We start from the raw sequence: 14,481 nt of genomic DNA, 5'->3' as shown, positions 1-14,481 counted from the left end.
GCCGGGCCGGTCGGAACCGGCCCGGCCGCACACCGTTTCACGGGCACCGACGCGGGTCACATGCGCTCCGGGGCGGATACGCCCAGCAGGGCCAGGCCGTTGGACAGCACCTGGCGGGTGGCGTCGACCAGTTGCAGTCGGGCGGCATTGACCGGCACCACCGGATCGTCGTTCTGCGGCAGGATCCGCAGCGTCTTGTTGGTCTGGAAGCGGTGGTACGCGCCCGCCAGCTCCTCCAGGTAGCGGGCCACCCGGTGGGGTTCGCGCAGCGACGCGGCGCTGGCCACCACGGCCGGGAACTCACCGAGGGTGCGGATCAGCTCACCCTCCTCGTCGGCGGTCAGCAGGCCCAGATCCGGTGTCACACCGGCGAATTCGAACTCCGCGGCATTGCGGCCGACCGCGCAGGTCCGCGCGTGCGCGTACTGCACGTAGTACACCGGATTCTCGCTGCTCTGTTTGGTCCACAGATCCAGATCGATATCGATGCTGGAGTTGACCGAACTGCGCACCAGCACGTAGCGGGCGGCGTCGACGCCGATCGCCTCGACCAGGTCGTCGAGCGTGACCACGGTGCCGGCCCGCTTGCTCATCCGCACGGCGACCCCGTCGCGCACCAGGTTCACCATCTGGCCGATCAGCACCTCGACGGTGTTCGGGTCGTCGCCGAAGGCGGCCGCCGCGGCCTTCAAGCGGCCGATGTAGCCGTGGTGGTCGGCGCCGAGCATGTAGATGCACAGGTCGAAGCCGCGGGCGCGCTTGTTCTGGAAGTAGGCGATATCGCCGCCGATGTAGGCGGACTTGCCGTCGCTCTTGATGACGACCCGATCCTTGTCGTCACCGTATTCGGTGCTGGCGATCCACCAGGCGCCGTCTTTCTCGTACAGGTTGCCCGAGGCCTTCAGCTGCTCCAGCGCCTTCTCGACGGCGCCGGAGGCGAACAGCGAGCTCTCGTTGAAGTACACGTCGAAGTCGGTGCCGAAATCGTGCAGCGTCTGCTTGATGTGGGCGAACATCAGCTCGACGCCCTCCCGCCGGAACAGTTCGTGGCGCTGGTCGTCGGGCAGATTCACCGCGTCCGGATGTGCGGCGGTGATCTTCTCCGCGATCTCGGAGATGTAGGCGCCGGCGTAGCCGTTCTCCGGCGTCGGCGCCCCGGTGGCGGCGGCGACCAGCGATTCGGCGAACCGGTCGATCTGCGCGCCGTGATCGTTGAAGTAGTACTCCCGGGTGACATCGGCGCCCTGCGCGGCCAGGATGCGCCCCAGCGCATCCCCGACCGAGGCCCAGCGCGTACCACCGAGATGTACGGGGCCGGTCGGGTTGGCGGAGACGAACTCGAGATTGATCTTGGTGCCCGCGAGCGTCCGCGCCGTGCCGTAGGCGGCGCCCGCCGCGCGGATCTGTTCGACGATGGCGCCCTGCGCGGCCGCCGCGAGCCGGATGTTGAGGAACCCCGGACCCGCCACATCGGCGGATTCGATCCCGTCGGTGGCGGCCAGCGCCTCGGCCAGCAGACCGGCCAGTTCGCGCGGATTCATTCCGGCCTTCTTGCCCACCTGCATGGCCACATTCGTGGCATAGTCTCCGTGTTCCGGATTACGGGGACGCTCCACCTTGACCTCGTCGGGCAGGACCGCCGGGTCGGATCCACGTTCGACGAGCACCTTCGCCGCGGTCGCACGAAGGAGATCTGCAAGGTCAGCTGGAGTCACGAGTCTCTATCCTATGGTCCGAGCGGGTGTGCGCCGTCAGCGGGCACCTGGTCGGCGCACCCGGCATCCGGCACCGGCGGCCCCGGCCGTCCTTCCGACACCGCGAGAACCACCGACGCACCCGAAGAGAGCGCCCACCGATGCCGAACACCAGCGCGAAATCAGCCAAGGCGATTCGTGCCGCCGCCAAATCCGCCCCCGGCGGGGCCTACAACGGCAGTTCCAACCCGCCGAAGCACCGGCGTGTTCCCTGGGCCCTCCTCGGCGCGGTCGTGGTGATCGCCGGCCTGGTCGTCACCCTGGTCGTCTATTTCGTCCCGAAGTTCCGCGACCACTCCGACAAGGAGAAGGCGGTGCCGCCCACCGGCCAGATGGACGAGTTGCCCGCCGGTATCCCCGGCATCCCGGCGATACCCGGCATGCCCGGCGCCCCGATGCCCGCGAGCTAGCCGCCCCACCACCACTGAATCCCTGCTCGGGCCGGTCTTTTGGCGCACGCCGCGGGATGCGATACGCTTTCCCCGCCCGATCGGACGACGTGCATACTGGTGTCGACCGGGTCCAATCCCCGCCCTCGTAGCTCAGGGGATAGAGCGTCTGCCTCCGGAGCAGAAGGCCGCAGGTTCGAATCCTGCCGAGGGCACGCACGATAAAGGCCCCCGTCCGGTAATCCCCGGTCGGGGGCCTTTATCGACTCGTGCCGGTGCGCGGCACCGATGGTCGGCATCAGTCACGGTCCGTCGTCAATGGACGCCGAGGTCGATACCGAACATCAGCTCGATCCAGCGCACGGCGGCGGTGAACGCGACACTCGTATCGAGTCCGAATGAACCCATCGTCCTCATCTCCTTCGAAATGGATTCCTTCTGCTCCCGACCCACTGATCGGCTACCACACACCCGCGGCCACGAAACACGAAACGTCGATCGAGTAGCGATAAAACCGCTGGTCATAGGTCCAATTTCAGTTCGTCGCGGGGTCGGTTGCAGCGCACCGACACGCAGCTCGAGCGGTGCCGCGCACCGGCGCACGAGCAACGACGGAAGCGGTCCGCTCACCCGAAGCGCAGCATCGACACGACCCCCACGATCACGCAATAGGCTGCGAACGGGAGCAATGTCCGCGTCCGGAAGTGGCGTTCGAGGTAGCGGACGGCGAGCCAGGACGTCAGGCCGGAGACGCAGGCTCCGACGATGATCGGTCCCCAGATCACCTCGGCGCGCGGAGTGGCCAGGTCGGGGAGGTCGACGAGACCGGCGCCGAAGATGGCGGGGGTGGCGAGGAGGAAGGCGAATTTGGCCGCGTGCTCGTGCTCCAGACCGCGCCAGAGTCCACCGACCATGGTCAGGCCCGCGCGGCTGAAGCCGGTGACGAGAGCGCCGGCCTGGGCCAGGCCGATGCCGAGTGCGTCGCGGGCGTCGAGCGCGGCCAGGCGGCGGTCGACGCGAGGTGGGGAAAGCGTTGCGGTGGCTCCGTTTCGGTCGTAAGCCCGGTGGAGGGCGAAGCGGCGGCCGTACTCCGCGAGGGTGGGTTCGTTGCGGCGGCGCAGCCCCTCTCCGACGAGGAGCACGATGCCGTTGAAGGTGAGAAACGCCGCGGCACACAGGGGTGCGGCGAACAGGTCGTGCAGCGGATGTTCGAGCAGCAGACCGAGAATCGCGACCGGCACGGTACCTATCCCGATCAGCCAGGCCAGCCGCTGCGGCACGGTATCGAGCCGCCGGGTCCGCAGCAGGTCCACGAACCCGCCCACGATCGTGTACCAGTCCCGCCGGTAGTGGATCAGCAGCGCGACCGCCGTGGCCACATGCAATGCCACGACGAAGGCCAGATACGTTGCGGCGGAATCATTTCCGCCACGCCCGGTAAGCGTCGCCCACCGGCCACCCAGCCACGCCGCCACCAGCACCGAATGTCCGAGGCTCGAGACCGGGAACAGCTCGGTGAAACCCTGCACCGCCCCGATGACCGTCGCTTCAAGATAGGTGAGCATCGCGACGAGTCTCGCACGCCGGGCATAGAGCTTCCTGAGAGTGAAACAGGCCTGAACCCGCTGTGTGGCAAGTTCTTTCGAATCGTCCGGATTGCCCGGAGTTGATCTTGCGAACGAGCGGCGGCCCCCGGGTCGTCCGAGGGCCGCCGATGGCGCGAGCTGCTCAGCGCGCCGGGCGCACGCTCCGGAAGGTCGATGCGACAAGGAAACTCAGCACCGCGATGCCGACCGCGGCGGCGAAGGCGGCGGTGATTCCGGTGACGAGAATCTGGGTCGCCGACCCGGCGGCCGACCGGACCGCGGTCCCGAAGACCGTGACCAGCACGGCCAGCCCGAGCGCCGCACCGGTCTGCTGCAATGTCTGCAGCGCGCCGCCCGCGGCCCCGGCGTCCTCGGGCGCCACATTGGCCATGATGATCACGTTGAGCGGTGAAAAGGCCAGGCCGATACCGCATCCCATCAACACCATGGCGACGGCGAGCTGCGGGAAATACCCGGTATCGGTGTCGAGCAGAGCCAGCAGGGCCAGCCCGGCGATCATGGCGAGCGTGCCCACCAGAGTGACCGGCTTGGGTCCGAGCCGCGGCAGCAGACGGGGAATCAGCCGGATCATCGTGAACATCAGCACCGCCGTCGGCAGGAAGGCGAAACCCGTTGCAAGCGCGCTCATCCCCCGCACTTCCTGCAGGTACTGAGTCAGGAAGAAGAACATCGAGGTACCGGCCATCGGCCCGAGGAACATATTCGCGTAGGCGGCGGCGCGGTTGCGGTCGGCGAACAGATGCAGCGGCAGCAGGGGTTGCTCGGCCCGGCGTTCGATCATCAGGAACGCCACCAGGGCGACCACCCCGACGGTGAGCGACACGTCGGTCGCCGTCCCGCCCCAACCGTCGGCCGCGGCACTGATGAAACCGTAGACGAGCGCGGCCACCGCGCCGGTCGCCGTTATCGCGCCGGGCAGGTCGAGCCGCGCCCGCCGCCGCGGGGCATCGGGCAGGTACCGCGCGGCGAGCACGGCCACGGCCAGCCCGAACGGGACGTTGATGAACAGCACCGATCGCCAACTCAGCCACTGCGTGAGTAGTCCGCCCAGGATCAGGCCGATCGCGAAGCCCGCGCTGGACATCCCCGAGAAGAGGGCCAGCACCCGCATCCGCCGTTTCGGATCGGCGAATGTGGTGGTCAGCAGGGCCAAGGTATTGGGCCCGGCCAGTGCGCCGCCCAAGCCCTGGACGATGCGGGCGGTGATCAGCCAGGCCGCCGAGGGGGCCAGGCCACCCGCGAGCGAGGCCGCGGTGAACAGCATCGTCCCGAGCACGAACATCCGGCGGCGGCCGAACAGATCGCCGGCCCGGCCGCCGAGCAGCAGCAGCCCGCCGAAGACCAGAGTGTAGGCGTTCATCACCCAGGACAGGCCGGTCGAGCTGAAGTGCAGGTCGGTCCGGATGCGCGGCAGGGCCACGTTCATCACCGTGATGTCGAGCACGATCATCAGCTGGCAGGTCAGCAGGGTGGTGAGCACGAGGCCGGAGCGAAGTCTGCCGGGTGGGGCGCCGACCTGCGAAGACGAGGAAAGAGTGGAGGTTGTCACGAGGACTCCATCGGATGCGGAACTAAACGGAGAGAGTCTCCGTTTCCAATGGAGCTAGCATATGGAGAAGTTCTCCGGTTACGCAAGACTAAGCGGAGAGTTCATCCGTTTCCACTGGAGGAATCGTGAGCGCACCGTCGACACAGGGGTCCGGGCGCGCGGCGGCACCGCGGCCGATGCGCGCCGATGCCCGCCGCAACTACGAGCGCATTCTCGAATGCGCGCGGGAGGCATTCGCCGAATACGGTCCGGAAGCGCCCCTGGACGAGGTGGCTCGGCGAGCCTCGGTCGGCCCCGGCACCCTGTACCGCCATTTCCCCAATCGCGATGCCCTGATCGAGGCGGTCTACCGGTCCAGCATCGAGGCGCTGGCCGAACTGGCCGCGGAGCTCACCGCCACACTCTCCCCCCTCGACGCGTTGGAACAGTGGTTCCGCGAACAGGTGAAGTTCGTGATGGACAAGCGCAGCCTGGCGGTGACCCTGAAGGCCGCCATCGACCGCGGCTCGCCGACGTTCATGCTGTGTTCGGATCTGATCACCGACGCGGCGACCTCGATCCTGCGACCGGCCCAGGAGGCCGGGCTGATTCGACCCGAGCTCGAGCCCCGGGATCTGCTGCGCCTGGGTCACGGCATCGGCGTCGCGTGCGAAACCTCACCCGATGCCGCGGAACGCCTGATCGCGGTCACGCTCGCCGGACTGCGCACCACCGGCTGAGCGCTGCGGGCCCGATATTCGATTGCCCGCCACCGCCCACCCCCGTAGCCTCGCTCCGTTTTCCGTTCATCCATTCGGAAGGGAGTGCGATACCGATGCAACCATTGAGCGAACGCGAGATTCGCTCGTCGTTCGTGAACTGTTCCAAGGGGGATGCCAAGCGCATGCCCGTCCCGCGGGATCTCGCGGCGCAGCCGTGGGACGACCTGGACTTCTTCGGCTGGAACGACCGGTCGATGCCGGGCCGGGCCTACCTGGTGGCGCCGTTGGACGACCGCCTGGTCGGGGTGGCGTTGCGCTACGAGACCGGCGGATCGGGGCGAGCCCAGCTGTGCTCGATCTGCCTGACCACCCATACCGGGAGCGGCGTATCCCTGCTCACCGCCCACAAGGTCGGCGACTCCGGTCGACGCGGTAACTCGATCGGCATCTACATGTGCACCGACCTGGCCTGCTCGCTGTACGCCCGCAACAAGAAGCGCCCGGCGCTGGGCAACCGCTACCGCGAGGATCTGACCGACGAAGAGAAGGCCGAACGGGTGCGCACCAACCTGCGCGCATTCATCGACCGGCTCTACAGCTGAATCGACGAACCCGTCCCACCGACCGAACGGAGGTAGATGCCGTGTGCCGACACATGAGGCCCGCGCCGCAACCCTGACCGCCCCGAGACCGCGCTGCCGGACTCGGGGCGAATTGCTTTCCGGCCCCGGCCGCGTTTCTCGTCACGGCGCCGAAGTCAGATAGCGCTGCACGGTCGCACCGACCTCCGCCACGATCTGCTCGCTCGTCAACGCCACCACCGGCGGCAATCGCAGCACATACCGGCACAGTGCCAGCCCCAGAATCTGGGTGACGACCAGACCTGCTCGCCGCCCCGCGTCGGCCGGATCACCGACCCGCATCACCATCGGCATCAACTGGTCGGCGAAGACGCGCTGGAAGCGCTGGACCACGGTCTCGTCGGAGACCGAGGAGCGCAACAGCGTCAGCAACAACTCGTTGCCGGGCGAGGTCTCCCACAACTCCAGGAACCGCCGGGCAATCGTCTCACCCAGCGAATCCGCTTCCACCGCGGTGAGATCCGGCAATCCGAGATCCACATCCAGGGCGGCGTCGAACAGTCCGTCCTTGTTGCCGTAGTACCGCATCACCATCGACGGGTCGATGCCGGCGTCGGCCGCGATCGCGCGAATGGTCGCCTTCGCGAACCCCTCGCGCGCGAAGTGCCGGCGCGCGGCCTCGAGTATCGCCGCCCGCGTGGCGTCCGAGCGGCGCGGTGCCGTGTCGTCAGTCATGCCAACAACTGTAGGCCTACACGTGTTGACTTTCCAACTCGCGGTGCCTATATTCGATGTCAACAATCGTTGGCCAACAAACGTTGGCAAGCTGTAGGGAGTAGCCATGAGCAGCACCGTTCCCGCCACCGCCGCAGTGGTCGTCGTCGGCGCCGGACCCGCCGGACTGACCGCCGCGATCGCCCTCGCCGACGCCGGCGCCGAGGTGGTGCTGCTGGATCGGCTGGCAGCCGGTGCCAACACCTCCCGCGCGGCGGTCGTGCACGCCCGGACCCTGGAGGTACTCGACGGCTTCGGCATCGCGTCCACCCTGCACGACCTGGGCCTCGAGGTGCCGCGCTTCGTTCTGCACGACGGCGTCCACCGACTGGCCACCGTCGGATTCTCCGGCCTGCCCACCCCGTTCCCGTACACCCTGATGGTCGGCCAGGAGACCACCGAGGCGGTTCTGCTCGACCGCCTGGAGAAGGCCGGCGGTGCGGTCCTGCGCCCCTACGAGGTCACCGCGGTCGTTCCCGACGCGGACGGGGTCACCGTCGAATATGCCGGCGAGGCAGGCGCTTCCGGATCGATCCGGGCGCAGTATGTGATCGGCGCCGACGGGATGCACAGCCGGGTGCGCGAGGCGGCCGGGATCGGATTCACCGGGGCCACCTATCCCGAATCGTTCGTCCTCGCCGACGTGCGGATGGACTGGCCCGCCCCGCGCGAGGAAGTCTCGCTGCACCTCTCACCGGAGGGCGTGACCGTGGTCGCCCCGCTCCCCGACCCCGAACACGACCGGTTCCGCATCGTCGCCACCGTATCCGAAGCCCCCGAACACCCGACCCTCGCGCAGGTGCAGGCACTGCTCGATGCCCGCTGCCCGGGCGCGACGGTCCGAGAGGTGTTGTGGAGTTCGCGGTTTCGGGTGCACCACCGCGTGGCCGACCACTACCGGGCCGGGCGGATCCTGCTGGCCGGGGACGCCGCCCACGTGCACAGCCCGGCCGGTGGCCAGGGGATGAATACCGGCATCCAGGACGCGGCACTGCTGGGCAGCCTGCTGGCCCGGGTACTGGGCGGTGAATCCGATGCGCTGCTCGACGAATACGAACAGATCCGGCGGCCGGTGGCGCTCGGCGTGGTCGCCTTCACCGACCGGATGACCCGGATGGCGACGTTGCGGCCGCGGCCGGCCCGGACCGTCCGCAATGCCGCGATTCGGCTGGCGACCCGGATCCCCGCCGTCCGCACGGCACTGGCCTACCGGCTCGCCGAACTCGCCAACCGCTGAAACCCGCTCAGGCGCAGGCCAATCCGAATTCCGCGGCGACCGAACGACCGGCCACCACGTCGACCTTCCGAGCGGCGTCGGTGGCCAGCCGGCACCCCATCGGCACCGAGGACACCTGGACCTGATAGCAGTCGGGCGCGAAATCCTGGTGGGCCTTGCCGTCTCGGCCCGTGGTCAGCGTGGCCGAGACGGAGCCGGCCGTGCATGTGGTGACGCCCACGGCGAGACCGGCGGCCGCGAACTTCTCGGGGCCGTGCGTGGCCACCACCTCGATCGTGCCGGTACCGGCCGCCGCGGGAGCACGGTCGGCACCTGAGGGAGCGCGGTCGGCGCCCGCGGGAGCGCGATCGGCCCCGGCGGAACAGGCGAACACGGGCAGTACGGCGGCAGACAGCGTTAACGCGAACAGGATGCGGCGCACCTTGTCTCCTCTCCCGGACGGTGGACGCTCCAACTGTAGGCGTAGTCCACCGCGTCCGGTCGCACGCCGGGCCGCGATCAGAGCAGACCGGCCTCTCGGATCAGCACGTCCACCCGGTCCGGGTCGAGCCGGCTCGGGTCCACCGACGGTGCGCCCAGCGAATCCAGCGGCGGCAGCGCCGGATCGACCGGCACGCCCGCCGCCACCGGATACTCCATCGCCGCACCCCCGCTGAGCACGCGCTGACCGGCCACGCCCGTCACGAAACGCACGAACCGCTGGGCATCCTCGAGATGGCGGCTCGACTTCAGCACGCCGGCACCGGCGAGGGCGAGATAGGCGCCAGGGTCCTGATTCCGGAAGTAGTGCGGTATCGACGCTCCGACCACCGGTTGCGGTGCGAGCCGGTCGCGATAGTAGTCGGTGGCGAAAAGCAATGCGCCCCCGTCCTTTCCGGCGCCAACCGATCGCATAGCGGCGAAATTTCCCGGGGCGGTGACCACCGTGTCCTTCACCCCGTGCAGCCAAGCGCGGGTGGCATTCTCGCCGTCGAGCTCCAGCAGAGCCGCGACGATCGCCTGAAAGTCCGCACCGCGTGGGTCCGTGGTCCATCGGCCGCGCCACTGCGGCTGTTGCAGCTCGAGCAGCGAAGCGGGTAATGCGCCCGGCGGCATCGTCGCCGGGTCGAATACGAATGTCGTTGCCCGAGCGGCAATTCCGGTCCAGCGCCCGGATTCCGGCCGTAATTGCCGGGGCACCTGCGCGACGGTCGCCGGATCCAGTTCGTCGAACCGGTCGGCGCGTTCCACCCGGGCCATGGCCGGCGAGTTCTGGGTGAGGAGCACATCGGCGGGCGTCCGGTCGCCCTCGGCCAGGATCTGATCGGCCACTTCGGCATCGGTGGCATTGCGCAGAGTGACCCGGATCCCGGTGGCCTCGGTGAACGCGTCCACCCACTGCCGGGTCAGCCGCTGATCGTGCCCGTTGTAGACGACGATGTCGTGCTCGTCGGCGTTCGCCGAACATGCGGTGAGAAACGCCGCGGCGGTCACCACCACCACGCCGAGCACGAGTTTCCAGCGGGCCGCTGCCATGGACCGTCCTTCCGATCGGAAATTGCGCCGATGCGACGGCTAGCCAACCTACCCGGTGACCGTTCGCCCCGTGCCGCGGGCGAGCATCCCGGTAGGGTCGGCGGTGGACTCGCCGACTTCGAGGGGGCATCGATGACCTGCTGCGGGCCGAATCGCCGCCGGCTGCTCGCCGCACTGGCCGCCGCCGCGGCCGCACCGATCCTCACCCGCACCGGTTCGGCTCGGGCGCAAGCCCGTTCGCTGATCGCCACCGATCTGGAACTCGTCACCGTCACCGACACGTCCGCCGTCTTCACCTGGACCACCCTGGCGCCCGACGCGACCGGAGCCGCGGTCCCGGCTCCCGCCGGAACCGAGATCCGCGTGGCGCCAGCCGATTCCGGCACTCCCCCGCGGCCGGTGGCTGTCGGCGAGGACCGCACGCCGTACCACTATGCCCAGGTCGACGGTCTGGAACCGGGTCGCCGGTATCGCTTCGAAGCCTGGTCCGACGGCACGCGCGCGGCGCCGGCGGCCGCGCTGGTGACGCATTCGCCCGGCGCGCCGGAGTGCACCGGCGAATTCGAGACGCTGGTGCCACCGCCCGGCCGGCTGCTACGCACGTTCGCGCTGTGCAACGACGTGCATCTGGGCGAGGAGGTCAGCGGGGTGATCGCGGCGGGTCTGCCACCCGCGGTGCGGCAGGAACCCGGGCTGCCGCCGTACCCGGAGGTGATGCTGACCGCGCTGCTCGACGATCTGCGTCGCCCCGATCGCGCGGCCGATCACCTGATCCTGGCCGGCGATCTCACCGCGGAGGCGACGCCGGAGCAGGTGCGCGGCGTTCGGCGCCACCTGGACGGCTGGGGCACCCCGGGCCGGGACTGGTTCGCCGTACGAGGTAACCACGACCGCCCGCACGTCGGGGCGGACTACGCGGACTGTGCGCCGGTGGCCGCCGACCATCACGACTGCTGGGGCGAATCCTTCCATCCGCCAGGGCAATTCAGCGAACATCGGCTCGGCGGCCTGCGCCTCGTCGGACTCGACACCACCGAATTGGACGGTTCCGGCGGCAGTATCGCCGCCGACCAGTTCGATCGCCTGCGCGCATCGTTTCGCGCCGATCCGGATCGGCCGACCGTCGTCTTCGGCCATCATCCGGTGACCGCGGAGTCCGGACTCACCACGATCGCCGGACCGAACTTCGTCCTGAATCGGACCGATGCGCTGGCCCTGCAACAGCTGTACCGGGCGACACCGGGCGTGTTCTTCCACCACGCCGGACATACCCACCGCAATCGGCGCACCCGGCCCGATCTTGCGCTGCGGGTCGAATTCCTCGAGGTGGGCGCCGTGAAGGAATATCCCGGCGGCTACACCCTGCTCCGCCTGTACGAGGGCGGGTACATGGTCAATTTCTACAAGACCCGCACTCCCGGAGCGCGGCGCTGGAGCACCCGCAGCCGGGCCGAATATCTGGGGTTGCTGCCGGACTACACCCTGGGCGGGATCGCCGATCGTAACCACGTTGTGCTCGGTGACCTTTCGGGACTGTCCTGATTCGCCGACCGGGCGTGTCCGGACCGCAGCGTGGGAGCGGACGGCCCAATACACTCGCGGTATGGCCGCACCACGCCCGCTTCCGCTGGACCCCATCGAAGAGGCCCACCGCCAGTGGACCTCGCACGGCTGGGGCGATGTCGCCGATGGAATGGCCGCGGTGACCGCGCTGGTGCGCGCCCAGCAGATCGTTATGGCCCGGGTGGACGAGGCACTACGCCCCTCGGGTCTGACCTTCTCCCGGTACGAACTGCTGACGTTGCTCAGCTTCAGCAAAACCGGCGCGCTACCGATGGCGACCGCCAGCGCCCGGCTACAGGTGCATCCCACCAGCGTGACCAATACCGTCGACCGGCTCGAGGCCGCTCACCTGGTGAAACGGGTGCCACATCCGAGCGATCGGCGGGCCACCCTGATCGAGATCACCGATGCCGGGCGGGAGCTGGCCGCCGCGGCCACCCGGGAATTGAACGAGAAAGTCTTCGCCCGGCCCGGCCTGCCGCCGGAAAGGCTGCAATTGCTGCTGCAGCTGCTGGCGGAATTCCGGCGCGAGGCGGGCGACTTCGACAGCGGCGACGCACCCACCCGCTGGTCCTGACCCGCACATCGCGGGATTGCGCGACATCCCGACCGGCTACCTTCCCATCGGCGGCCGAAAGGTCCACCATGGAGCCCATGGTGCTGGTCCTGGGGGTGTCGGCGGGCGCTGGTGGTGCGCGCGCCATGCTGACGCACTCCGACCAGCCGCATCTGCCGCCGATCGACCACTGCACGGTCGCACGCCGCGCGGGCGCCGGAGTGGAGGAGCCGGTTTTCCGAGCCATCGAGCTGATGCGGAGTTCGGCCGCCGACCGCGACGAATTCGTCACCGGCATCGCGGTCACCTGCCGCTGCGCCCTGCATGCCGAGGCGGTGCGGGCCGCCGCCGGTCGCAGCCGGCTCACCATCGTCGACGAGCCGCTGGCGCAGCTGCGCTATCTGCGTTTCAGCGGGCAGCTACCGGCCGAGGGCGCCGTACTGCTCTACGACCTCGGCAGCTCGGGTCTGACCCTGACCGAGGCGGACTGCCGCACCGAGGCCATACTCGGTACCAAGCGCAGCACCCTGCTGGGCGGCGACGGCCACGATGCGCTGCTGCGCTGGCGACTCGCCCACGAGGGCGTCACGATCGACAACGCCGCCAGCCGCGAATACAAGGAACAGTTGAGCTGCGCCCGGGTCGTCACCGTCGGCGACCCCGACACCGGCCGGCGGATCGTGTTGACCCGCAGCGATTTTCACGACCTGACACTGGCCGGGGTGCACCATTCGGTGTCCTATGTCCGCCAATTGATCGACGAGACCGGCGTCGTCCCCCGAGCGGTGGCCCTGCTCGGCGGCTGCACGCGCAGTCCGAGCATCCGGGAATCCCTGGAACAGCTACTGGACCTGCCGATCGTCTACGACTGCGAACCGGACGTCGTCTCCGTGCGCGGCGCCGTCTTGATGGCGACCGAACAGCCGGCGGCCCGCCGGGTGCGCGGCATCCGGTTCGCGCCGCCGCAGCGGCCCGCGGCGGTCTCCCGGCGCAAGGTGATCGCGGCGGCGGCGGTCACGGTCGCCCTCGGCAGCGCGGTGACCGGGCTCCTGCTGACCGCTCACGATTCGGCGCGCCCGGGACCCGGCGGTATCCCGGCCGGCCCGGTGGAGGTGGCCGGAACCAGCTCGAATTCCTTGCCGGGCAAGTGATTCGCCCCGCTCACCCGTCGAGTTCCACGCGGACTCAGCGGTGCCGGAAGTTCGCCGCCCGCTTCTCCACGAACGCGGTCATCCCCTCGGTCTGATCCTCGGTGGCGAACAGCGAGTGGAAGACTCGCCGCTCGAACCGCAGGCCCTCGGCGAGCGTGGTCTCGTACGACCGGTTGACGGCCTCCTTGGCGATCATCACCGACGGCAGCGACATGTTCGCGATGGTCTCGGCGACCTGCATCGCGGTCGGCAGCAGCTCCGCCGCCGGGACGATGCGGGCCACCAGGCCGGCGCGTTCGGCCTCCTCGGCGTCCATGTTGCGGCCGGTGAGGATCAGGTCCATGGCCTTGGCCTTGCCGACCGCGCGGGTCAGGCGCTGGGATCCGCCCATACCCGGAATGACGCCCAGCTTGATCTCCGGCTGCCCGAACTTCGCGGTGTCGGCGGCGATCAGGATGTCGCACATCATCGCCAGCTCACACCCGCCGCCCAGGGCGTAGCCGGCCACCGCGGCGATGATCGGCTTGCGGAACGCGGTCAGCCGGTCCCAGCCCTGGAAGAAGTCCGCGAGGAACATATCCATATAGGACTTGGACTGCATCTCCTTGATGTCGGCACCGGCGGCGAACGCCTTCTCCGAACCGGTGAGGACCACCGCGCCGACGTTCGCATCGGCTTCCAGTTCGTCGAGGGCGGCCGAGATATCGGTGAGCACCTGCGTATTCAACGCATTGAGGGCCTTCGGCCGATTCAGGGTGATCACCGCGACGCGCCCGGTGCGCTCCAGCAGAATGGTCTCGAAGTCGGTCACTGTTTCCCTTTCTCGGCTACTCGCCGGAATCCTGGCCCGGCTCCGCGCCGGAACGGCGACGAATATCGGTGACGATACAACAGGGGGTTCCCGGCGATTCCTAGGACGTCCTAGTATCTACCAAACATGGTGTTCGGCAAGAGGATTGAGGCCGAGAGAGACAATCCAGACGTCCTGAGCCTTCCCGACAGTTCCCGGGGGAAACTGACGGTCAATCTGACGACCGGATTCCCGCAACATCCCAGGTTGAAGCGGCGGAAGTACGTATTTCCGCCGCTTCCGCGTGTCTGAAC

General features: G+C 68.8%; 14 protein-coding genes and 1 tRNA gene. 8 read left to right on the top strand and 7 right to left on the bottom strand.

Annotated elements, in window-relative coordinates:
• Positions 1-56: 56 nt before the first annotated feature.
• On the bottom strand, positions 57-1,715 hold the full coding sequence (gene argS / locus ON37_RS05695; RefSeq protein ID WP_040717546.1) for an arginine--tRNA ligase: 1,659 nt from the start codon (positions 1,713-1,715) through the stop codon (positions 57-59).
• Positions 1,716-1,855: 140 nt separating this feature from the next.
• On the opposite strand from argS, the gene ON37_RS05690 reads away from it, so the two are divergent.
• Positions 1,856-2,164, top strand: a complete 309-nt coding sequence (locus ON37_RS05690) for a hypothetical protein (protein ID WP_040717544.1) — start codon at positions 1,856-1,858, stop codon at positions 2,162-2,164.
• A 121-nt stretch (positions 2,165-2,285) separates the two neighbouring features.
• Positions 2,286-2,358 (top strand) — tRNA-Arg (locus tag ON37_RS05685).
• 411 nt (positions 2,359-2,769) lie between these two features.
• On the opposite strand, the gene ON37_RS05680 is transcribed toward ON37_RS05685, so the two are convergent.
• Together ON37_RS05680 and ON37_RS05675 are read right to left on the bottom strand one after the other, a co-directional pair.
• A complete protein-coding gene (locus ON37_RS05680) occupies positions 2,770-3,708 on the bottom strand; it encodes an undecaprenyl-diphosphate phosphatase (RefSeq protein ID WP_040717542.1) in 939 nt (312 codons plus the stop codon).
• Between the two features lie 163 nt (positions 3,709-3,871).
• Complete coding sequence (locus ON37_RS05675; protein WP_051031241.1) at positions 3,872-5,299, bottom strand: MFS transporter; 1,428 nt, start codon at positions 5,297-5,299, stop codon at positions 3,872-3,874.
• A gap of 125 nt (positions 5,300-5,424) precedes the next feature.
• Here ON37_RS05675 and ON37_RS05670 point away from each other — a divergent pair, with 125 nt between their 5' ends.
• Together ON37_RS05670 and ON37_RS05665 are read left to right on the top strand one after the other, a co-directional pair.
• Positions 5,425-6,018: a TetR/AcrR family transcriptional regulator gene (locus tag ON37_RS05670; RefSeq protein ID WP_245553064.1), complete on the top strand. Its 594-nt coding sequence runs from the start codon at positions 5,425-5,427 to the stop codon at positions 6,016-6,018.
• 95 nt (positions 6,019-6,113) lie between these two features.
• Positions 6,114-6,602 (top strand): FBP domain-containing protein, encoded by a 489-nt coding sequence (locus ON37_RS05665; protein WP_040717539.1) that lies wholly within the window; start codon positions 6,114-6,116, stop codon positions 6,600-6,602.
• Between the two features lie 141 nt (positions 6,603-6,743).
• Here ON37_RS05665 and ON37_RS05660 read toward each other — a convergent pair whose 3' ends face one another.
• Positions 6,744-7,316, bottom strand: a complete 573-nt coding sequence (locus ON37_RS05660; RefSeq protein WP_040717537.1) for a TetR/AcrR family transcriptional regulator — start codon at positions 7,314-7,316, stop codon at positions 6,744-6,746.
• 106 nt (positions 7,317-7,422) lie between these two features.
• Here ON37_RS05660 and ON37_RS05655 point away from each other — a divergent pair, with 106 nt between their 5' ends.
• Positions 7,423-8,592 carry an FAD-dependent oxidoreductase gene (locus ON37_RS05655; RefSeq protein ID WP_040717535.1) on the top strand — a complete coding sequence of 390 codons (1,170 nt, stop codon included), beginning with the start codon at positions 7,423-7,425 and terminating at the stop codon, positions 8,590-8,592.
• A gap of 7 nt (positions 8,593-8,599) precedes the next feature.
• On the opposite strand, the gene ON37_RS05650 is transcribed toward ON37_RS05655, so the two are convergent.
• Both ON37_RS05650 and ON37_RS05645 read right to left on the bottom strand, forming a co-directional pair.
• Positions 8,600-9,013 carry a hypothetical protein gene (locus ON37_RS05650; RefSeq protein WP_040717533.1) on the bottom strand — a complete coding sequence of 138 codons (414 nt, stop codon included), beginning with the start codon at positions 9,011-9,013 and terminating at the stop codon, positions 8,600-8,602.
• A 77-nt stretch (positions 9,014-9,090) separates the two neighbouring features.
• Complete coding sequence (locus tag ON37_RS05645; protein WP_083892746.1) at positions 9,091-10,107, bottom strand: extracellular solute-binding protein; 1,017 nt, start codon at positions 10,105-10,107, stop codon at positions 9,091-9,093.
• A gap of 132 nt (positions 10,108-10,239) precedes the next feature.
• Between ON37_RS05645 and ON37_RS05640 the strand changes: the two genes are divergently transcribed.
• From ON37_RS05640 to ON37_RS05630, 3 genes are all read left to right on the top strand, one after another.
• Positions 10,240-11,649: a metallophosphoesterase gene (locus tag ON37_RS05640; RefSeq protein WP_040717530.1), complete on the top strand. Its 1,410-nt coding sequence runs from the start codon at positions 10,240-10,242 to the stop codon at positions 11,647-11,649.
• 61 nt (positions 11,650-11,710) lie between these two features.
• Positions 11,711-12,247 carry a MarR family winged helix-turn-helix transcriptional regulator gene (locus ON37_RS05635; RefSeq protein WP_040717529.1) on the top strand — a complete coding sequence of 179 codons (537 nt, stop codon included), beginning with the start codon at positions 11,711-11,713 and terminating at the stop codon, positions 12,245-12,247.
• Between the two features lie 77 nt (positions 12,248-12,324).
• Positions 12,325-13,377 (top strand): Hsp70 family protein, encoded by a 1,053-nt coding sequence (locus ON37_RS05630; RefSeq protein ID WP_040717588.1) that lies wholly within the window; start codon positions 12,325-12,327, stop codon positions 13,375-13,377.
• Positions 13,378-13,411: 34 nt separating this feature from the next.
• Here the strand turns inward: ON37_RS05630 and ON37_RS05625 are convergent, their stop codons facing one another.
• A complete protein-coding gene (locus ON37_RS05625) occupies positions 13,412-14,188 on the bottom strand; it encodes an enoyl-CoA hydratase (RefSeq protein WP_040717523.1) in 777 nt (258 codons plus the stop codon).
• Positions 14,189-14,481 lie beyond the last annotated feature (293 nt).

The sequence above is a fragment of the Nocardia veterana NBRC 100344 genome, from assembly GCF_000308855.1.
In the GTDB taxonomy this organism is placed as follows: domain Bacteria; phylum Actinomycetota; class Actinomycetes; order Mycobacteriales; family Mycobacteriaceae; genus Nocardia; species Nocardia veterana.
The sequence above is the reverse complement of the archived record's forward strand: the minus strand, read 5'-3'. Positions and strand labels throughout refer to the sequence as shown.